Origin of the sequence: Nonomuraea sp. B12E4, assembly GCF_039871825.1 — a bacterium.
Taxonomy (GTDB): Bacteria; Actinomycetota; Actinomycetes; order Streptosporangiales; family Streptosporangiaceae; genus Nonomuraea.
The window spans coordinates 84,197-100,622 of the sequence record NZ_JBDPME010000013.1; the positions used below are offsets into that span (position 1 = coordinate 84,197).

At 70.1% G+C, this 16,426-nt stretch carries 15 protein-coding genes; 9 read left to right on the plus strand and 6 right to left on the minus strand.

Going from position 1 to position 16,426, the window contains the following annotated elements; genetic code table 11:
- Positions 1-27: 27 nt before the first annotated feature.
- The 7 genes from ABGB18_RS27410 to ABGB18_RS27440 all read left to right on the plus strand — a co-directional run bounded on the left by ABGB18_RS27410 (position 28) and on the right by ABGB18_RS27440 (position 7,381).
- Positions 28-1,821 (plus strand): phosphoenolpyruvate carboxykinase (GTP), encoded by a 1,794-nt coding sequence (locus ABGB18_RS27410; RefSeq protein ID WP_347698473.1) that lies wholly within the window; start codon positions 28-30, stop codon positions 1,819-1,821.
- 188 nt (positions 1,822-2,009) lie between these two features.
- A complete protein-coding gene (locus ABGB18_RS27415) occupies positions 2,010-2,957 on the plus strand; it encodes a TIGR04222 domain-containing membrane protein (RefSeq protein ID WP_347698474.1) in 948 nt (315 codons plus the stop codon).
- Position 2,958: 1 nt separating this feature from the next.
- On the plus strand, positions 2,959-3,810 hold the full coding sequence (locus ABGB18_RS27420; RefSeq protein WP_347698475.1) for a DUF692 domain-containing protein: 852 nt from the start codon (positions 2,959-2,961) through the stop codon (positions 3,808-3,810).
- Positions 3,807-4,280: a hypothetical protein gene (locus tag ABGB18_RS27425; RefSeq protein ID WP_347698476.1), complete on the plus strand. Its 474-nt coding sequence runs from the start codon at positions 3,807-3,809 to the stop codon at positions 4,278-4,280. Before ABGB18_RS27420 ends, ABGB18_RS27425 begins: the two co-directional genes overlap by 4 nt.
- 280 nt (positions 4,281-4,560) lie before the next feature.
- Positions 4,561-5,037 (plus strand): hypothetical protein, encoded by a 477-nt coding sequence (locus ABGB18_RS27430; RefSeq protein WP_347698477.1) that lies wholly within the window; start codon positions 4,561-4,563, stop codon positions 5,035-5,037.
- 57 nt (positions 5,038-5,094) lie between these two features.
- Entirely contained in the window at positions 5,095-5,856 is a 762-nt protein-coding gene (locus tag ABGB18_RS27435) for an isoprenyl transferase (protein ID WP_347698478.1), read from the plus strand.
- 205 nt (positions 5,857-6,061) lie between these two features.
- Positions 6,062-7,381 carry a PhoH family protein gene (locus tag ABGB18_RS27440; protein ID WP_347698479.1) on the plus strand — a complete coding sequence of 440 codons (1,320 nt, stop codon included), beginning with the start codon at positions 6,062-6,064 and terminating at the stop codon, positions 7,379-7,381.
- On the opposite strand, the gene ABGB18_RS27445 is transcribed toward ABGB18_RS27440, so the two are convergent.
- The 3 genes from ABGB18_RS27445 to ABGB18_RS27455 are packed head-to-tail and all read right to left on the minus strand — an operon-like array spanning position 7,371 to position 9,963.
- Positions 7,371-7,883 carry a hypothetical protein gene (locus ABGB18_RS27445; protein WP_347698480.1) on the minus strand — a complete coding sequence of 171 codons (513 nt, stop codon included), beginning with the start codon at positions 7,881-7,883 and terminating at the stop codon, positions 7,371-7,373. The genes ABGB18_RS27440 and ABGB18_RS27445 overlap by 11 nt on opposite strands.
- A complete protein-coding gene (locus ABGB18_RS27450; RefSeq protein WP_347698481.1) occupies positions 7,880-9,292 on the minus strand; it encodes a HAMP domain-containing sensor histidine kinase in 1,413 nt (470 codons plus the stop codon). The genes ABGB18_RS27445 and ABGB18_RS27450 overlap by 4 nt, the downstream gene beginning before the upstream one ends.
- Complete coding sequence (locus ABGB18_RS27455) at positions 9,289-9,963, minus strand: response regulator transcription factor (RefSeq protein ID WP_347698482.1); 675 nt, start codon at positions 9,961-9,963, stop codon at positions 9,289-9,291. Before ABGB18_RS27455 ends, ABGB18_RS27450 begins: the two co-directional genes overlap by 4 nt.
- 267 nt (positions 9,964-10,230) lie before the next feature.
- On the opposite strand from ABGB18_RS27455, the gene ABGB18_RS27460 reads away from it, so the two are divergent.
- Positions 10,231-10,941, plus strand: coding sequence for a lytic transglycosylase domain-containing protein (locus ABGB18_RS27460; RefSeq protein WP_347698483.1), 711 nt, complete (start codon positions 10,231-10,233; stop codon positions 10,939-10,941).
- 70 nt (positions 10,942-11,011) lie between these two features.
- Positions 11,012-13,000 (plus strand): glycosyltransferase family A protein, encoded by a 1,989-nt coding sequence (locus ABGB18_RS27465; protein WP_347698484.1) that lies wholly within the window; start codon positions 11,012-11,014, stop codon positions 12,998-13,000.
- On the opposite strand, the gene ABGB18_RS27470 is transcribed toward ABGB18_RS27465, so the two are convergent.
- The 3 genes from ABGB18_RS27470 to ABGB18_RS27480 are packed head-to-tail and all read right to left on the minus strand — an operon-like array spanning position 12,993 to position 16,411.
- The gene (locus ABGB18_RS27470; protein WP_347698485.1) at positions 12,993-14,135 is read right to left on the minus strand and encodes a tannase/feruloyl esterase family alpha/beta hydrolase; all 1,143 of its coding nucleotides are present in this window, start codon (positions 14,133-14,135) and stop codon (positions 12,993-12,995) included. The two genes, ABGB18_RS27465 and ABGB18_RS27470, sit on opposite strands and share 8 nt — an antisense overlap.
- Positions 14,136-15,140, minus strand: coding sequence for an alpha/beta hydrolase (locus ABGB18_RS27475; RefSeq protein WP_347698486.1), 1,005 nt, complete (start codon positions 15,138-15,140; stop codon positions 14,136-14,138).
- Positions 15,137-16,411, minus strand: a complete 1,275-nt coding sequence (locus tag ABGB18_RS27480; protein ID WP_347698487.1) for an MFS transporter — start codon at positions 16,409-16,411, stop codon at positions 15,137-15,139. The genes ABGB18_RS27475 and ABGB18_RS27480 overlap by 4 nt, the downstream gene beginning before the upstream one ends.
- Between the last annotated feature and the right edge of the window lie 15 nt (positions 16,412-16,426).

Below are 16,426 nucleotides of genomic sequence, written 5' to 3' on the forward strand. Positions count from 1 at the left end.
CCTTGAGAGAGTGGAGGAGTCGTAGTCGTGTCCGTTTCCGTAGAAGTCCCGGCGCCTACCAGCAATCGGGAGTTGGCCGCGTGGGTGAAGGAGATCGCCACCCTCACCCAGCCCGACCGGATCGAGTGGTGTGACGGGTCGGAGGAGGAGTGGACGCGTCTGACCAACCTCCTCGTCGAACAGGGCACGCTCACGCGCCTGGCCGCCCGGCCCAACAGCTTTTACGCCAAGTCCGATCCCAGCGACGTGGCCAGGGTCGAGGACCGTACGTTCATCTGCTCAGAGCGGCAGGAGGACGCCGGTCCCACCAACAACTGGATCCCGCCGGTCGAGATGCGCCAGACGTTCGGCGAGCTGTTCAAGGGCTGTATGCGCGGCCGCACGATGTACGTCGTGCCGTTCTGCATGGGCCCGCTGGGCGGCGAGATCTCGCAGCTCGGCGTCGAGATCACCGACTCGGCGTACGTGGCCGTGTCCATGCGGATCATGACGAGGATGGGTGACCGGGCGCTGCGTCTCATCGAAGAGCGCGACGACTTCGTCAAGGCCGTCCACTCCGTCGGGGCGCCGCTGGAGCACGGCCAGGAGGACGTGCCCTGGCCCTGCAGCCCGACCAAGTACATCAGTCACTTCCCGGAGACCCGCGAGATCTGGTCCTACGGCTCGGGCTACGGCGGCAACGCGCTGCTCGGCAAGAAGTGCTACGCCCTGCGCATCGCCAGCGTCATGGCCCGCGACGAGGGCTGGATGGCCGAGCACATGCTGATCCTCAAGCTCACCCCGCCGAGCGGCGAGACCCGCTACATCGCCGCGGCCTTCCCGAGCGCCTGCGGGAAGACCAACCTGGCGATGCTCCAGCCCACGATCCCGGGCTGGAAGGTCGAGACGATCGGCGACGACATCGCCTGGATGCGCTTCGGCGACGACGGCCGCCTCTACGCGATCAACCCGGAGGCCGGCTTCTTCGGCGTCGCGCCCGGCACCGGCCAGGTGACCAACGCCAACGCGATCAGGACGCTCTGGGGCAACAGCATCTTCACCAACGTCGCCCTCACCGACGACGGCGACGTGTGGTGGGAGGGCCTGACCGAGGAGCCGCCGGCGCACCTGACCGACTGGAAGGGCCGATCGTGGACGCCCGGCAGCGACGAGCCGGCCGCCCACCCGAACGCTCGGTTCACCACACCCGCGGCCCAGTGCCCGACCATCGCATCCGAATGGCAGGACCCCAAGGGCGTGCCCATCTCGGCGATCCTGTTCGGCGGCCGCCGGGCGACCGCCGTACCGCTGGTGACGGAGTCACTGAGCTGGGAGCACGGCGTCTTCCTCGGAGCCAACGTCGCCTCCGAGAAGACCGCCGCTGCCGAGGGCAAGGTGGGCGAGTTGCGCCACGACCCGTTCGCCATGCTGCCGTTCTGCGGCTACAACATGGGCGACTACTTCGGCCACTGGCTCGACATCGGCCGCCGCGCGGGCGCTCGGCTGCCCCGCATCTACTACGTCAACTGGTTCCGCAAGAACGCCGACGGCAAGTTCATCTGGCCGGGCTTCGGCGAGAACAGCCGGGTGCTCAAGTGGATCGTCGAGCGGCTCAACGGTACGGCCAAGGCCGTGCCCTCGCCGATCGGCCTCCTGCCGGAGGACCTCGACACCGAGGGGCTCGACCTGTCGGAGGAGGACCTGCGCACGCTGCTCAGCGTGGACCGTGAGGTGTGGCGCGAGGAGGCCGCACTGATCCCGGCCCACTTCGAGAAGTTCGGCGCGCAACTGCCGAAGCGGCTGTGGGAGGAGTACGACGCCCTGCTCGACCGCCTCGGCTGAGCAGCGGACGACTCTCCATGCGGTACGGCGGGCTCCGCCGTACCGCATGGCACCGCAACGGCTGAAAACCTGGCCGAGGTGTGAGCTAATTGCGCGAAACCCGCTTCACTGGTAGTGGGCTATCTACGCTTTCCCTACGCGTCATTTCCGGCATCCAGCTCGGATGACTGCATGAGGGGAGGCCGTACGTGGACCTGTTCCTGCTGATTCTTTCAGTGGTCCTGGCGGCGGGCACCGCCATCACGACTCTGACGATCAAACGCGAGCATGCCGCCATCGGCGCGGCCACGGAGGATTACCGCGCTCGCGATCTCGACCACTACGAACTGGCCTATCTGGCGGGCGGCGCGCAGCGGGTGGCGGACACGGCCATCGGACTGCTGGCCGACGCCGGGGACATCCGGGTGGCCCGCGGGGGGCGCGTGCACCACGTCGAGGGCGCCAGGGTGTCGCGCGAGCCGGTCGAGGAGACGGTGCTGGGCACGGTCGCCTCCAACTCCGGCATCTCGGCGGGCTCGCTCAGGCGCATGGTCGCCGGGAGCCTGGCCGTGGAGACGATCAAGCAGCATCTCGCGAGGCTCGGCATGATCCCGCCGGACGGCTCCTTCACCCGGGCGCGCCGGCTGGGCGGAGGGCTGGGGGCGCTGTCGACCGTGTCGCTCGTCGGAGCGCTGTTCTCCTTGGTGCTCATCGTGCTCGGAGGCACGCGCCTGCTGCTGTTCCCGGCGGTGATCATCTGCACGGGCGCGAGCGTGGCCGCCATGGTGGTCGCCTGGCGGAACCAGCGCACCGTGCGGGCCACGCTGACCTCACTCGGCCGGGAGGTGCTGGAGGCGGCCAGGCGCGCGGCCCCGCGGGGTGACACGAACCTCCCCGTGGCCGTCGCCCTCCACGGGCTCGGCGAGCTGCGCAATCCTGGCCTGCAGGCAGAGCTGCTCGGGGTCGGGCCCGCTCAGCTCCATGGGCGGCGGTCGTACCGGCGGGGCGGCTCGTCCGGCGGGGGCGGCTCGTCCGGTTGCTCGGCCGGTGTGCCCGCGCACGGGTGCGGGGGCGGGTCCCACGGCTGTGGCGGCGGCAGCAGCAGTTGCGGCGGTGGTGGCGGCTGTGGCGGCGGTGGTTGTGGCGGCGGAGGCTGATATGACGGGGCTTGATGGTTCGAAGCGCGATATGTCGGGGCTCGGGGTGGGCATCGGCTGGCGGGCCGAACTCGACCTGACGATCGAGCGCATGGCGGGGGTCGACTTCCTCGAAGTGGTCGCCGAGAACATCAGGCCCGCGGACCTGCCGGAGTCTCTGCGGGTGCTGCGCGCCCGCGGGCTCCCGGTGATTCCGCACGGGGTGTCGCTCGGTGTCGGGGGCGCCGAGCGGCCCTCCCCGGACCGGCTCGCCCACCTGGCCGCCTGCGCGCAGGCGCTGGACGCGCCGCTGGTCAGCGAGCACCTGGCGTTCGTCCGTGGCGGCGGCATCGAGGTGGGGCACCTGCTGCCCGTGCCGCGTACCCGTGATTCCCTGAGGGTCATCACGGAGAACGTGCGCCGGGCCCAGGACGCCCTGCCCGTCCCGCTGGCCCTGGAGAACGTGGCCGCCATCTTCGGCTGGCCCGACGACGAGCTGACCGAGGCCGAGTTCCTGGCCGAGCTGGTGGCGCGTACGGGGGTCAAACTGCTGATCGACGTGGCCAACCTCTACACCAACCAGTTCAACCTGGGCCTGTCGGCCGTGGCGGCGCTGGACGCGCTGCCGCTGGAGCATCTGGCGTACGTGCACGTCGCCGGCGGGTACGAGCGCCACGGCATCTGGCACGACACGCACACCACCGCCGCGCCGCAGGCCGTCCTCGACGTGCTCAGCGAGCTGTGCGCCCGGGTGACCCCGCCGGGCGTGCTGCTGGAGTGGGACGACGACTACCCGAGCGACGCGGCTCTGGCGACCGAGCTGTCACGGATCCGGGCCGCGATGTCCCGGGTCAAGGCGAAGAGCCCCAGGTGACGGTCACGACGACGGCGGCGTGCGGGGGCCGAGCGACGGACGGGACGGCCGACAGTGCGAGGGACAAGGTGATCGACAGGGCGGCCGACGAGGAAGCGGGCGAGGCGGCCGATGAGGCGGTGGGTATGGACGTGGTTCAGCGGCGGCTGGCCGAGGCGCAGGGGCGGGTGGTCGCCGCCCTGGTCGCCGGTGCGGAGCCGCCGGAGGGGTTCGATCCCGAGCGGATGAGGGCGCAGGCGGCGAGCCTGATCTCCAAGCGGCGCGGCATCGTGGCGAGGATCCGTCCCGACGTCGTCGCCGCGGCGGGCGGCGACCTGGCCGCGGAGTTCGCCGCCTACGCCCGGGCCCGTACCGCGCCACCGCCCGACTACCGCACCGACGCCGACGACTTCGCCGCCTGGTTACGCGAGCGCGGCCGCCTGCCGGATCCGCCCCGCAGAGCCCGCTGGTGGTCTCGTCTCCTGCCGTGAGCAGGCCCCGCTGGCGGTCTCGCCTCCTGCGGTGAGCAGGCCCCACCTGTGATCCCCTGTCGTAAGCTGATCTTAGCAAGCGCTTGGGAGGCAGCACGCGGGTCGTCAACATGGGTCAATGGCCAGCCCCCCGGTTGGCGGGAACACGACTGGCAACCCCCGACATGGGGGCGTTTAACCCACTTTGCCTCCGGAAACTGTGAGAAAAGTGGGGGGACTACGTTGTGTTGACGGATCTTATCTGACCGTCACGCCTGTGGCGTGCATGGACAGCGTCGGCATGCCGTACGAGATAACCCTTGAGCTGCACCGCGACGGCACCCCGTACGGGAGCGTCGGAGAGCGGTGCGGCTGGCTGCTGGCGCGTCTGGCGCGCGGCGTCGACGAGGCCCGTCAGGGCCGGGGAGCGGCCCGGCGGTGGACCGATCCCGACGACAGGTTTCCCGACGAGGAGCCGGACAGCGAGCTGTTCTCGTTCCGCTATCGCACGCGGATGGGTCTGGTGGGCGGCGGCGAACTGCGCTGCCAGCTCAGGACCATCCCCGTCTGGCAGCCCGCCCCAGGCCGCTGGCGGCTCATCAGGAGGGCCTACGTGGAGGCGTGGGGCAGCACGGGAGTGGGCATGCGGGCGGTGCTGACGTCGGCGGAGTTGTCGTTGTTCATGCGAGGTCTCGTCCACGAGGCCGAGGGGTGTCTGGAAGGTAGAGAGCTGGAGAGGAATCCGGGAGAGGGAGCAGGCACGGGCGAAACGCGGTGATAATTGCCTGTTGGGTCATTCGACCAAAAGGCACAGCACCGCTGTGGGAGGCACTTCGTGGGCCTGCGCGATCTGGTCTACCGGCTGTACGAGCACCGGCTGGAGGCCAAGCTGTCGAAAGACAGTATCCCCCGGCACGTCGGGGTCATCATCGACGGCAATCGCCGCTGGGCGCGCGCCATGGGCATGCGCGACGTGGCCTCCGGGCACCGCAAGGGCGCGGACAAGATCTCCGAGCTGCTGAGCTGGTGCCGCGAGACCGGCGTCGAGGTCGTGACGGTCTGGATGCTGTCCAACGACAACCTCAACCGCCCGCGCGAGGAGCTGGAGCCGCTGCTGCGCATCATCGAGGACGTGACGCAGGAGCTGGTGGCCGAGGGCTGGCGGATCAGCCCGGTCGGCGCGCTCGATCTGCTGCCGGATAGGACGGCGAATGTCCTGAAACACGCAAAGGAAGCATCATCACACCGTCCAGGCCTGATTGTGAACGTTGCAGTTGGGTATGGAGGAAGGCGTGAGATTGCCGATGCGGTGCGCTCACTGCTCCAGGAGCAAGCGAGCAAGGGGGCCAGCATCGAGGACCTCGTCGAGGTACTCGATGTCGAGCACATCGCCGAGCATCTCTACACTCGCGGCCAGCCCGATCCGGACCTCCTCATCCGGACCTCGGGCGAGCAGCGCTTGTCGGGATTCATGCTGTGGCAGAGCGCTCATTCCGAGTTCTACTTCCATGAGGCCTACTGGCCGGACTTCCGCAGGGTCGACTTCCTACGAGCACTGCGTGACTACGCTGCGAGACACCGGCGTTACGGTTCCTGACGCGACAACTGGGTATTCAGGACGTAACGTTGGAAATGTCCGCCCACAGGGCGGACATTTCGGAGAGGGTCCGCCTTGCACCAAGACCTGCCGAGGGGGGCCGGTCCCCGGCACCGCCGGCAGTTCGCGGTCGGGGACGCGGGTCCCTTCCGATTCCCGCCTCGTCTGCAGGGTGCCGCACCATCGGGCGCCCGGGGGAGAACGTGTGGCAGTGTCCTCGAGCAACCCTTCGACCAAGCCGACCAAGCGAACGTACGTGCTGGACACCTCTGTCCTGCTCGCCGACCCGGCGGCCATGACGAGATTCGCTGAGCACGACGTCGTTCTTCCGATCGTGGTCATCACGGAACTGGAAGGCAAGCGGCACCACCCCGAGCTCGGCTACTTCGCGAGGAAGGCGCTGCGCTACCTCGACGACCTGCGAATCCAGTACGGAAGACTGGACGAGCAGATGCCGACGGGAGACGGCACGATCAGGGTTGAGCTCAATCACAGCGATCCGTCCATCCTGCCCGTGGGTTTCCGCCTGGGCGACAACGACACGCGCATCCTGACCGTGGCGCGCTCGCTGGCCGCCGAGGGGTGCGACGTCGTCCTGGTGTCCAAGGACCTGCCGTTGCGGGTCAAGGCGGCCTCGATCGGCCTGGCCGCGGAGGAATACCGCGCCGAGCTGGTGCACGAGTCCGGCTGGACCGGGATGGCCGAGCTGCAGGTCACCGCCGAGGACGTCGAGACGCTCTTCGAGCGGGGCACCGCTGACTTCGAGGAGGCCAGGGACCTGCCGACGCACACCGGCCTGCGGCTGCTGTCGGCCAAGGGCTCGGCGCTCGGCAGGGTGCAGGCCGACAAGTCGGTGCGGCTCGTCCGCGGCGACCGCGAGGTGTTCGGCCTGCACGGCCGCTCCGCCGAGCAGCGCATCGCGCTCGACCTGCTCATGGACCCCGAGATCGGGATCGTCTCGCTCGGGGGCAGGGCCGGCACGGGAAAGTCGGCGCTGGCGCTCTGCGCGGGCCTGGAGGCCGTGCTGGAGCGTCGCCAGCACCGCAAGGTCGTCGTCTTCCGTCCCCTCTACGCCGTGGGCGGCCAGGAGCTCGGCTACCTGCCGGGCAGCGAGGGCGAGAAGATGGGCCCGTGGGCGCAGGCGGTCTACGACACGCTGGGCGCGATCACCTCGCCCGAGGTGATCGAGGAGGTGCTCGACCGGGGCATGCTGGAGGTGCTCCCGCTGACGCACATCCGCGGCCGCTCGCTGCACGACGCCTTCGTGATCGTGGACGAGGCCCAGTCGCTCGAACGCGGGGTGCTGCTGACCGTGCTGAGCAGGATCGGGGCCAACTCCCGGGTCGTGCTCACCCACGACGTCGCGCAGCGTGACAACCTGCGGGTCGGGCGGCACGACGGCGTGGTGGCCGTGGTGGAGAAGCTGAAGGGCCACCCGCTCTTCGCCCACGTCACGCTGACCCGCTCCGAGCGCTCCCCGATCGCCGCCCTGGTGACGGAGATGCTGGAAGACATCACGATGTAGGTTTGAGCTCGCCGCAGGTGTACTGCCCCTCCGACTTGGAGGGGCGGCCCTCGTTCTCGCGCACGATCTTGACCTGCTCGAACACCACGTCCTGCTGCGCCGTGCAGACGATCTGGGCCATGGCGATCTTGCTCAGGATCCCGTCGCCCCGCAGGTAGACGGTCAGCGTCGAGGTGCGCGGGAGCGGGACCTCGTCACGTGTCACGGGGTTGACCGAGTCCTCGATCCCGTCGTACGTGAAGCCGCGCAACGCCGTGTCCCGGTCTCCGAGCGGCTGCTCGGAGGCCTCGAACAGCGCTCCCAGGAGGCTGTCCACGGTGTCGTTCTCCACGTCGGCCGGCTCCAGCGAGAGCTTGCCGTCCTTGATCAGGAAGTAGGTCTTGGACGGCGGCGGGATCGTGATCGTCGGGGTGGCGCCCCGGTCCTGCACGTCGGTGGGCGAGATGCCACAGCCCGTCACGGCCAGCAGGGCAGCGGCCACCAGGGCGGGGACGGCTCTCATGAGTGCGGCAGCCAGACCGTGAACAGGGTGCCGGGGCTCTGGAGCCGTACCGAGATCGTGCCGCCGTGCAGGTGGACATTGGCCCGGGCGATGGCCAGGCCGAGGCCGCTGCCCTGGCTGCGGGCCCGGCCCGCGCCGGCCTTGAAGAAACGATCGAAGACGTGGGGCAGCGCGTCGCGCGGGATGCCCCTGCCGTGGTCGCGCACCTTGACCTCCAGTCCGTTCTCCGTGCCCCTGGCGTTGACCACCACCGGGGGGCCTCCGTGTTTGAGGGCGTTTCCGACGAGATTGGCCACGATAACGTCGAACCTCCTCGGATCGAGGTTGGCGGTCAAGCCCTGGGAGGCGTGCACGCTCACGTCGTCGCTCCATCCGCGCACCTCCAGGCAGTCCTGGATGGCGTCGGCCACGTTCACCGGCTCCATGTTGAGCGTCGCCGTGCCCGCGTCGAAGCGGCTGACCTCGATGAGGTGCTCGACCAGCACGCGCAGGCGGGCGATCTCGCGCAGCACCAGCCGTACGGCCTCCGCGGGCGCCTCGGGCAGCCGGTTGGCCTCCTCGGAGAGCATGTCGGCCACGGCCGTCATCGCGGTCAGCGGCGTGCGCAGCTCGTGCGAGACGTCGGCCACGAACCTGCGTGACATGGCCTCCAGTGAGCGCAGCTCGGACACGCTCAGCTCCAGCGCCGCCGCCGCGTCGTTGAACCTGGCGGTCAGCTCGGCCAGCTCGTCCTGGCCGTGGACGGGCAGGCGGGTGTCGAGCCTGCCCTGGCCGAGCGCCTGCGCGGCCGCGCTGAGCCGCCTGACCGGCAGCAGCACCTGGCGGGCCGACAGCAGCGCCACGACCAGGGCGATCAGCACGATGGCCACGCCTCCCTGGATGAACCTGCTCCTGAGCGTGGAAAGCTGCTGCTCGTCGTCGCGCATCGGGAAGAAGACGAACGCCCGCAGCCCCGTGGCCTCGGCCCTGTTGCCGGTCCTGCGGTAGACCTCGGCGCCGACGATGAGCCAGAGCTCGTTGCGGATGATCGCGCGCTGGGTGACGACGCTCTGCTTGGCCCGGCCGTACAGCTCGTTGGGGACGTCGCTCATGGTCATGGGGCCGTCGCTGGCGATCAGCTTGTGGTATTCGATGAGCACCCCGCGTCCCGGCCCGTACATGGCGTTGGCCAGGCGCTGGAGCTCCTTGGTCGTCGGCGGGGCCTCGCCGGGCGCGAGCCGGCCGACTGGGAAGGTGATGCCGGACAGCTCCCTGGTCACCAGGTTGAGAGAGGCGGTCTCGGTACGCGTCACGAGCGCCGTCTTGGCCAGCTCGAAGCCGATGGTGGCGACCAGCGTCGAGGCGGCCACGGCGACGAGCGTGAAGGTGATGACGAGCCGGGCGCGCAGCCCAGTGGGCAGCGGTATCACGGCGGGCTGAACCGGTAGCCGAACCCGCGCACGGTGTGGATGAACACGGGTTCGGCGGGACGCGGCTCGATCTTCGCCCTGATCCGCTGCACGCAGGCGTCCACCAGCCGCGAGTCCGCGATGTGCGTGTGGTCCCACACCACGCGCAGCAGGTAGCGGCGGTTGAGCACCTGGCCGGGGTGGCGGACCAGCTCCAGCAGCAGCCGCAGCTCGGTCGGCGTCAGGTGGATCTCCTTGCCGGCCAGCGTGACCTTGAGCGCGCCCCGGTCGATCACGAGGTCGCCGAAGGTGATGCGGTCGGAGGCGGCGGACTCGGCGCGCCGCAGGACGGCGCGGATGCGCGCGTCCAGCACCCGCGGCTCGACCGGCTTGACCACGTAGTCGTCGGCGCCGGCCTCCAGCCCGACCACCACGTCCAGGTCGTCGCCGCGGGCCGTGAGCAGGATGACGGGGAGCTGGTCGAGCTTGCGTACGCGGCGGCACACCTCCACCCCGTCGATGCCGGGGAGCATGACGTCGAGGATCGCGATCTCCGGGCGGCGCGCCCTGATGTGCTCAAGGGCCTCCTCGCCCGTCGCGTAGGAGGTGACTGAATGCCCCTGCCGGGTCAACGCCAGCTCGAGAGCCGTACGGACCGAGGGGTCGTCTTCAACAAGGAGGATGCCAGCCACGCGCACATTATTATTCCATGTCCTGATTGCCCGAACTAAGTCACCAAACTGTGACATGTCGCAGATGTGATCAGGAAGATCCTGGGCGACTCTGGAGAGGCACTCCCCTTCGGTCGGCGGGCGCCCGAAGGGGAGTCGGCCTTGTGTGACCAATGTCACACTGAGACCGAAACGCCGTGCTAACCTGGTGGTTAGCCAAACTAGCGTAAAGCGATTCCCGCGTTTCGGTTGCGGACCACCCCCCATGACAGGGCAAGCTCATGGATCGTGAGCCCCCGCCAGCAGACGCGCGAGCGCGCCCCACGGGAAGAGGTCCCCGTGCCGCGCCGGCCCTCGCGTATCACCCCGAAGCGCGTCCTCATCACCGTCGTGTCGGTGGCGATCGTCTTCGGCGGAGGCGGATTCGTCGCCTACCGCGCCGTCCAGAACGCCAGCAAGCCGCCCACCGACGGCTTCACCCTCGAACAGCTCGGCATGCTGGCCGGTGGCGACCTGTCCGCGCCGGACCCGAAGGGCGACGCGCTCAAGAACGCCGCGGAGCAGGCCTACCGCGCCGACCTGCTGAAGAAGAACCGCTCGGGCGACGGCAAGGACAAGCTGAGCTGGGTCGTCCCCAAGCAGGCCCCCGGCGGCGACGGGTTCCCCGCGGCGAACTTCCCGCCGGGCAGCGACCCCTCGCCGGGCAGCAACAAGGCCACCGCCAAGGCCATGCTCGCCTCCATGGGGTGGAGCGGCCAGTGGGGATGCCTGGAAGCCCTCTGGACCAAGGAGAGCGGCTGGAACGAGCGGGCGATGAACCGCTACTCCGGCGCGTACGGCATCCCGCAGTCCCTGCCGGGCAGCAAGATGGCCAGCGCCGGGTCCGACTGGCAGACCAACGCCGCCACCCAGATCAAGTGGGGTCTCGGCTACATCAAGGGCCGCTACGGCACGCCCTGCGGCGCTTGGGGCCACTCACAGTCGGTGGGCTGGTACTAACAGGTCAACTTTCCTTCTCCAATCGGCAAGCCGTCGCGCCCTTTCGGATATACGGGCGCACGCTGGCCGCATGGGTGTGAAGGTCAGCGTGATCGTCAATGTTCACAATCCGGGTGGCGCCGACGACGCGTGCATGCGCTCCGCTCTGGAGCAGACGATGCCCGCGGACGACTACGAAGTGATCTTCGTGGACGACGGGTCCACGAACGGGATCGCGGATCGCCTCGACGCCATCGCCACCGTCCGCGACAACGCGCGCGCGGTGCACCTGCCGCACACGGGCTCGGCGGCGCGGGCCCGCAACGTGGGCCTGGCGGCGGCCGCCGGTGAGTACGTCTACTTCCTCGACCAGGGCGACCGGCTGGAGAGGGACGCGCTCGAGCTCATGTACGAGCGGGCCGTGGAGACCGACGCGGACGTGCTGGTCGGCCGGCTGATCCGGGACTTCGGGCCGCCGATGACCGCCTTCGAGCGCAGCGTCGCCCGTGCCGACATCCTGCGCGACCGCCTGCTCACCGTGCTCGTCCCGCAGCAGCTCTACCGTCGCGCCTTCCTGGAGGTGTACGAGCTGGGCTTCGCGGTGCCCGGCGGGCGGCTGGCCGAGCAGGCGTTCGTACTGCGTGCCTACCTGCGGGCCAAGGTCATCGCCGTGCTGGCCGAGCACGTCTGCTGCCACCTCGGCGAGCGGCCCGGTGCCGAGGAGCCGCGGGCGATGGCGAAAGAACTGCGATCGCTCCTCGACGACATCGACACCTTCGTCGGCGAGGGCCGCCAGCGCGACCGCATATACAGCCACTGGCTCCGCTCGGCCGTCCTGCGCCCGCTGGTGACCAGCAAGTTCGCCGAGTCCTCCGTCGACAGGGGGCCGCACTTCCGGGTCGTGCAGAAGCTCGTCTCCGAGCGCTTCCCCGAGCGTCTCGACCGCTACCTGCCCGTCCAGCTTCGGGTGGTGGCCGCCTACGTCCGCGAGGGCCGCCTGGACCAGATCGTGCTCCTGTCGAACTCCACCAGGCGTGCCGGGCTGCGCGCGGACCTGACCGAGGTGAGCTGGGACGCCGACGTCCTGGTGCTGGGGCTGACCGTGGAGGTGATGTCGGGCGACGGCACCCCCGACCACTACCGGGTGGAGGGTGACCGCCTGCACTGGATCCCGCCGCGCTCGATCGACACCAAGTCGCTGGCGGAGGGCGTCACCGACGTCACCGAGGCGGTCGACCGGGCCCGCATCGAGCTCTACGTGCGGCACGCGGAGACCGGCGTCATCCACTTCCTGCCGCTGACCCAGCGGGTGGAACGCACCGTGGACGGCTGCCGCGCCCGTGTGCAGATCAAGGCCGAGTCCCGGGTGGACGTGGCCACCGTCGCGCTCGGCGGGCCGCTCAAGCCGGGCCAGTGGGAGGTGCACGTCCGCATGTTCGGCGGCGCCAACCAGGCCAGGAGCCGGGTCAGCCGGACCGAGGGCCCGCTCAACTGCCTGGGCGTGCTGGCCCAGCGGCCGCGGACGCGGCTGGTGCTGCCGTGCTGGAGCGACAACGGGGAGCTGGGCCTGGCGATCGAGCCGCGCTCGTTCTCGGAGTCGATCGCGCTGGTCTCGCCGGGGGCCGACGTCAAGCAGCTCGACGGGTCCCTGTACGTGGTGCTGCCGGTGCCGTACGTGCCGCCGAGCGGCGGGCCGCCGCTGGAGCTGGTGCTGCGCAGCGCCGGGCGGCGGCGCCGGGAGGTGTCCGTACCCGCGCTGGTCGAGGCCGGGGTGCCGGGTCGGTTCGCCGGGCAACTGGTGGCCAGGGTGCCGGTCAGGCGGCTGGCGGCGGACGGCGACCAACTCGGCGCGGGTGGCTGGCTGCCGTCGCTGCGCTCGACGGAGGAGGAGCTCGGGCTGCGGTTCTCGCTGGACGTGCGCAGGGGCAGGGTCCAGGTGCGCCCCGCCGCCGCGGTGGACCCCGGGCGGCGCTCGCCGTTGGGCCGCGACACCGTGCTGCACCGCATCGGCCGGCGGCTGCCCGGCGTGCGCCACCTGGTGCGCCTGGCGCGCGTGGGCAAGCACCGCTACCTCAGCTGACCCAGCCCTCCAGCTCCTCGAAGGCGTTCCTGAAGACGGGCAGCATCGGCTTCAATTGATCGGGATAGGTGTCCACCAGGCTGTCCAGGTGGTTGCCGCCCTCGACCCGGTAGTAGCGGAACGGCCGGTGCGGGCCGACCATCTTCGCGTAGACGTCGGAGTCGCGGGAGATGGGCAGCAGCGTGTCGAGCGTGCCGTGCAGGGTGATCAGCGGCTTGGTGATCCGGCCGGTCAGCGCGATCTTCGCCATGGCCGCGTACGGCTTGCGCTCGTCGTAGTCGTAGTCGGCCGCCGCGCCCTGGTAGGACGGGTCCAGCTCCTTCTGGTAGAGCTCCTGGGTCAGCTCCCAGTAGTACTGCCGGTGGAAGGGCCACAGGAACTCCGAGCCCGCCGCGAACCCGGCGGCCCGCACGCCCGCCTCGTCCGGGTACGCCTTCAGCGCCGGCGGCAGGAAGTTCAGCAGGTTGTCGCCCTTGACCCGCCAGAGGGTGCCCTCCCAGTCCACGCCGCCGTCGTAGAGCCGGCCCCGGTTCTCCAGTTGCCACCTGACCAGGTAGCCGCCGTTGGAGATGCCGGCCGCGAAGGTGCGCCTGGGCTGCCTGCCGTACCGCTGCCTGACCACGGCCTTGGCGGCCACGGTGAGCTGGGTGACGCGGTCGTTCCACTCGGCGATGGCGTCGCCGGGGCGGCGGCCGTCCTCGTGGAAGGCGGCGCCCACGTTGCCCTTGTCGGTCGAGGCGAACGCGTAGCCCTTGGCCAGGACCCAGTCGGAGATCGTGTAGTCGTTGGCGTACTGCTCCCTGTTGCCGGGGGTGCCGCCGACGACCAGGCCGCCGTTCCACTTCTCCGGGAGCCTGATCACGAACTGGGAGTCATGGTTCCAGCCGTGTGTGGCGTTGGTGGTGGAGGTGTCGGGGAAGTAGCCGTCGATCTGGATGCCGGGCACGCCCGTCGGGTTGACCGTGGCGGACGAGTGCAGCCCGGCCCAGTCCGCGGGGTCGGTGTGGCCGGTCTGCGTGGTGCCCGCCGTGGTCAGGTCGGCGAGCGAGGCCACCACCTGCCGCTCGGCGCCGGGCACGGTGAGCTGGTGAGGTGCCGTTAACAGGCTCGCCACCAGCGTGAGTGCGACGATCATCTATGCCTCTCCGAAGTGGTCGGTGAGCAGCCGCCGGAACTCGGCCGGGTGCTCCAGGTGCGGGCTGTGGCCGCAGTCGTCCAGCACGGCCTCGCGGTAGCGGCCGTAGCGCTCCAGCACGGCCCTGGTCTGGGTCACCATGGGCTGGGCCGGGGTGCCGGGGGAGCCGGGCACCACGCCGAGCGCGCCCAGGTGGGCCAGGTCGAACAGGGACGCGTCGGAGACGATCACGTCGTCGGCGCCCCTGATCCACAGGATGGGCGGCTTGGGGTCGATCTCGTGCAGGTCGTCCAGCCGGAAGTGGGTGGGGGCCAGGGCGTTGAGCACGCCGTACTTGCCGGGGGCCACGCCGGGCCAGGCCGGGGAGGTGACGGGGTCGCCCGGGTAGTTGTGCTCGCCGACGCGGGTGGTGAGCATCGAGCGTACGTAGAAGTCCTCGTCGGAGATGCCGTCGGGGTTCTTCACGTAGGACGTGCGGAAGACGTTGCGTGGGGACGTGGGGGACTCGTCCGACATGTCGCCTGCTTTGAGCCGGGCTACGAAGTCCGGGTTGGCGGCCGCGGCCCCCGCGCCCGTGCCGTCGGGGTGGGTCAGCCGGCCCTCGGGACCCTCCGTGCCGCCGTAGCCGTACGGGGAGACCGGGTTGACCAGCGTGAGGCTCCGGACGGCGGCCGGGTGGTCGCGCAGGAACTGCAGCACGACACCGCCGCCCAGGCTCCAGCCGACCAGGTGGAGCTCCGTCAGTCCCTGCGACTCGACCAGTTCGGCCAGGTCGTCGGACCAGTCGCGCACGCCCCGGGTGGCGTCCACCGGCGCCGGGTCACTCTCCCCGAAGCCGCGCAGGTCCGCCGCGAGCGGGCGGTAACGCTCCGGCAGCGCCGCCATGGTGTCGCGCCAGAAGGCGCTGGAGGAGACGTTCCCGTGCACGAACAGCACGGGCTCTCCGGTGGTCCTGCCCTCGACGGTCAGGACATGGTGGGTCAGCCTCGGCGTGGTGACCTTCATCGAGCGTGCATCCTCTCGGCCAGGTCGCGGCCCTGGGTCTCGCGGGCGGCGTAGACCGCGACCAGGGTGAGCACCGCCGCCAGCCCAAGGTAGAGGGAGATGGGCACGCTGCTCGAATAGGCCTGCAGCAGCGCGACCGCGATGAGCGGGGCCAGCGCCCCGGCCACGATCGCCGAAAGCTGCGCGCCGATGGAGACGCCGGTGTAGCGCATCCTGGTGCCGAACAGCTCGGAGAAGAAGGCCGCCTGGGGGCCGTACATCATGCCGTGGAACAGCAGGCCGACGGTCACGGCGAGGGTGATCGCCAGGAAGCTGCCCGTCTCCACCAGCGGGAAGAAGGCGAAGATCCACACCCCGATCCCGGCGGCGCCCGCCAGGTAGATCGGGCGGCGGCCGACCCGGTCGGACAGGGCGCCCCACATCGGGATCGTGACGAAGTGGATGGCCGAGGAGATCAGCACGGCGTTCAGTACCGTGGAGTTGTCGACCTTGACTTCCTTGGCATAGGTGATGACGAAGACGGTCAGCAGGTAGAAGGAGATGTTCTCCGCCAGCCGGGCCCCGATGGCCACGATCACGTCCCGCCAGTGATCGCGGAGCACGCCCACGATCGGCGCCCGCTCCTCGGGCTCGGCCTGCTGGAACACCGGCGACTCGCTGATCGACAACCGGATCCAGAGCCCGATCAGCACCAGCACCCCGGACAGCAGGAACGGCACCCGCCACCCCCACGACAGGAACGCCTCCTCCGACTGCCAGGCGGCCAGCACCGCCAGCACGCCGGTGGCCAGCAGGTTCCCGCCCGGCGCGCCGGCCTGCGGCCAGGAGGCCCAGAAGCCGCGCCGGCCGGTGTCGCCGTGCTCGGAGACGATCAGCACCGCGCCGCCCCACTCGCCGCCGAGCGCGAAGCCCTGCACCAGCCGCAGCCCCGTCAGCAGCAGCGCCGCCGCCGGGCCCAGGCTCTCGTACGTCGGCAGGCAGCCGATCAGGAACGTCGCCGCGCCCATCATCAGCAGGCTGAGGACCAGCAGCGTCTTGCGTCCGAACCGGTCGCCGAAGTGGCCGAAGACCAGGCCGCCGAGCGGGCGGGCGACGAATCCCACGGCATAGGTGAGGAATGCCAGCAGCGTGCCGGTCAGCGGATCGGACTCGGGGAAGAAGAGCTTGTTGAACACGAGCGCGGCTGCCGAGCCGTACAGGAAGAAGTCGTACCACTCGATGGTGGTGCCGATCAGGCTCGCGGCGACGATCTTCTTGATGGAAGTGGCCATGCCGGTCACGGTAAG

Bases quoted from the DNA above. Each gene is read 5' to 3' on its own strand.
- ABGB18_RS27430 (WP_347698477.1), top strand. From the start codon at position 4,561: ATGCCGTACGAGATAACCCTTGAGCTGCACCGCGACGGCACCCCGTAC.
- ABGB18_RS27470 (WP_347698485.1), bottom strand. From the start codon at position 14,135: ATGATCGTCGCACTCACGCTGGTGGCGAGCCTGTTAACGGCACCTCAC.
- ABGB18_RS27420 (WP_347698475.1), top strand. From the start codon at position 2,959: ATGACGGGGCTTGATGGTTCGAAGCGCGATATGTCGGGGCTCGGGGTG.
- ABGB18_RS27445 (WP_347698480.1), bottom strand. From the start codon at position 7,883: ATGAGAGCCGTCCCCGCCCTGGTGGCCGCTGCCCTGCTGGCCGTGACG.
- ABGB18_RS27465 (WP_347698484.1), top strand. From the start codon at position 11,012: ATGGGTGTGAAGGTCAGCGTGATCGTCAATGTTCACAATCCGGGTGGC.
- ABGB18_RS27475 (WP_347698486.1), bottom strand. From the start codon at position 15,140: ATGAAGGTCACCACGCCGAGGCTGACCCACCATGTCCTGACCGTCGAG.
- ABGB18_RS27480 (WP_347698487.1), bottom strand. From the start codon at position 16,411: ATGGCCACTTCCATCAAGAAGATCGTCGCCGCGAGCCTGATCGGCACC.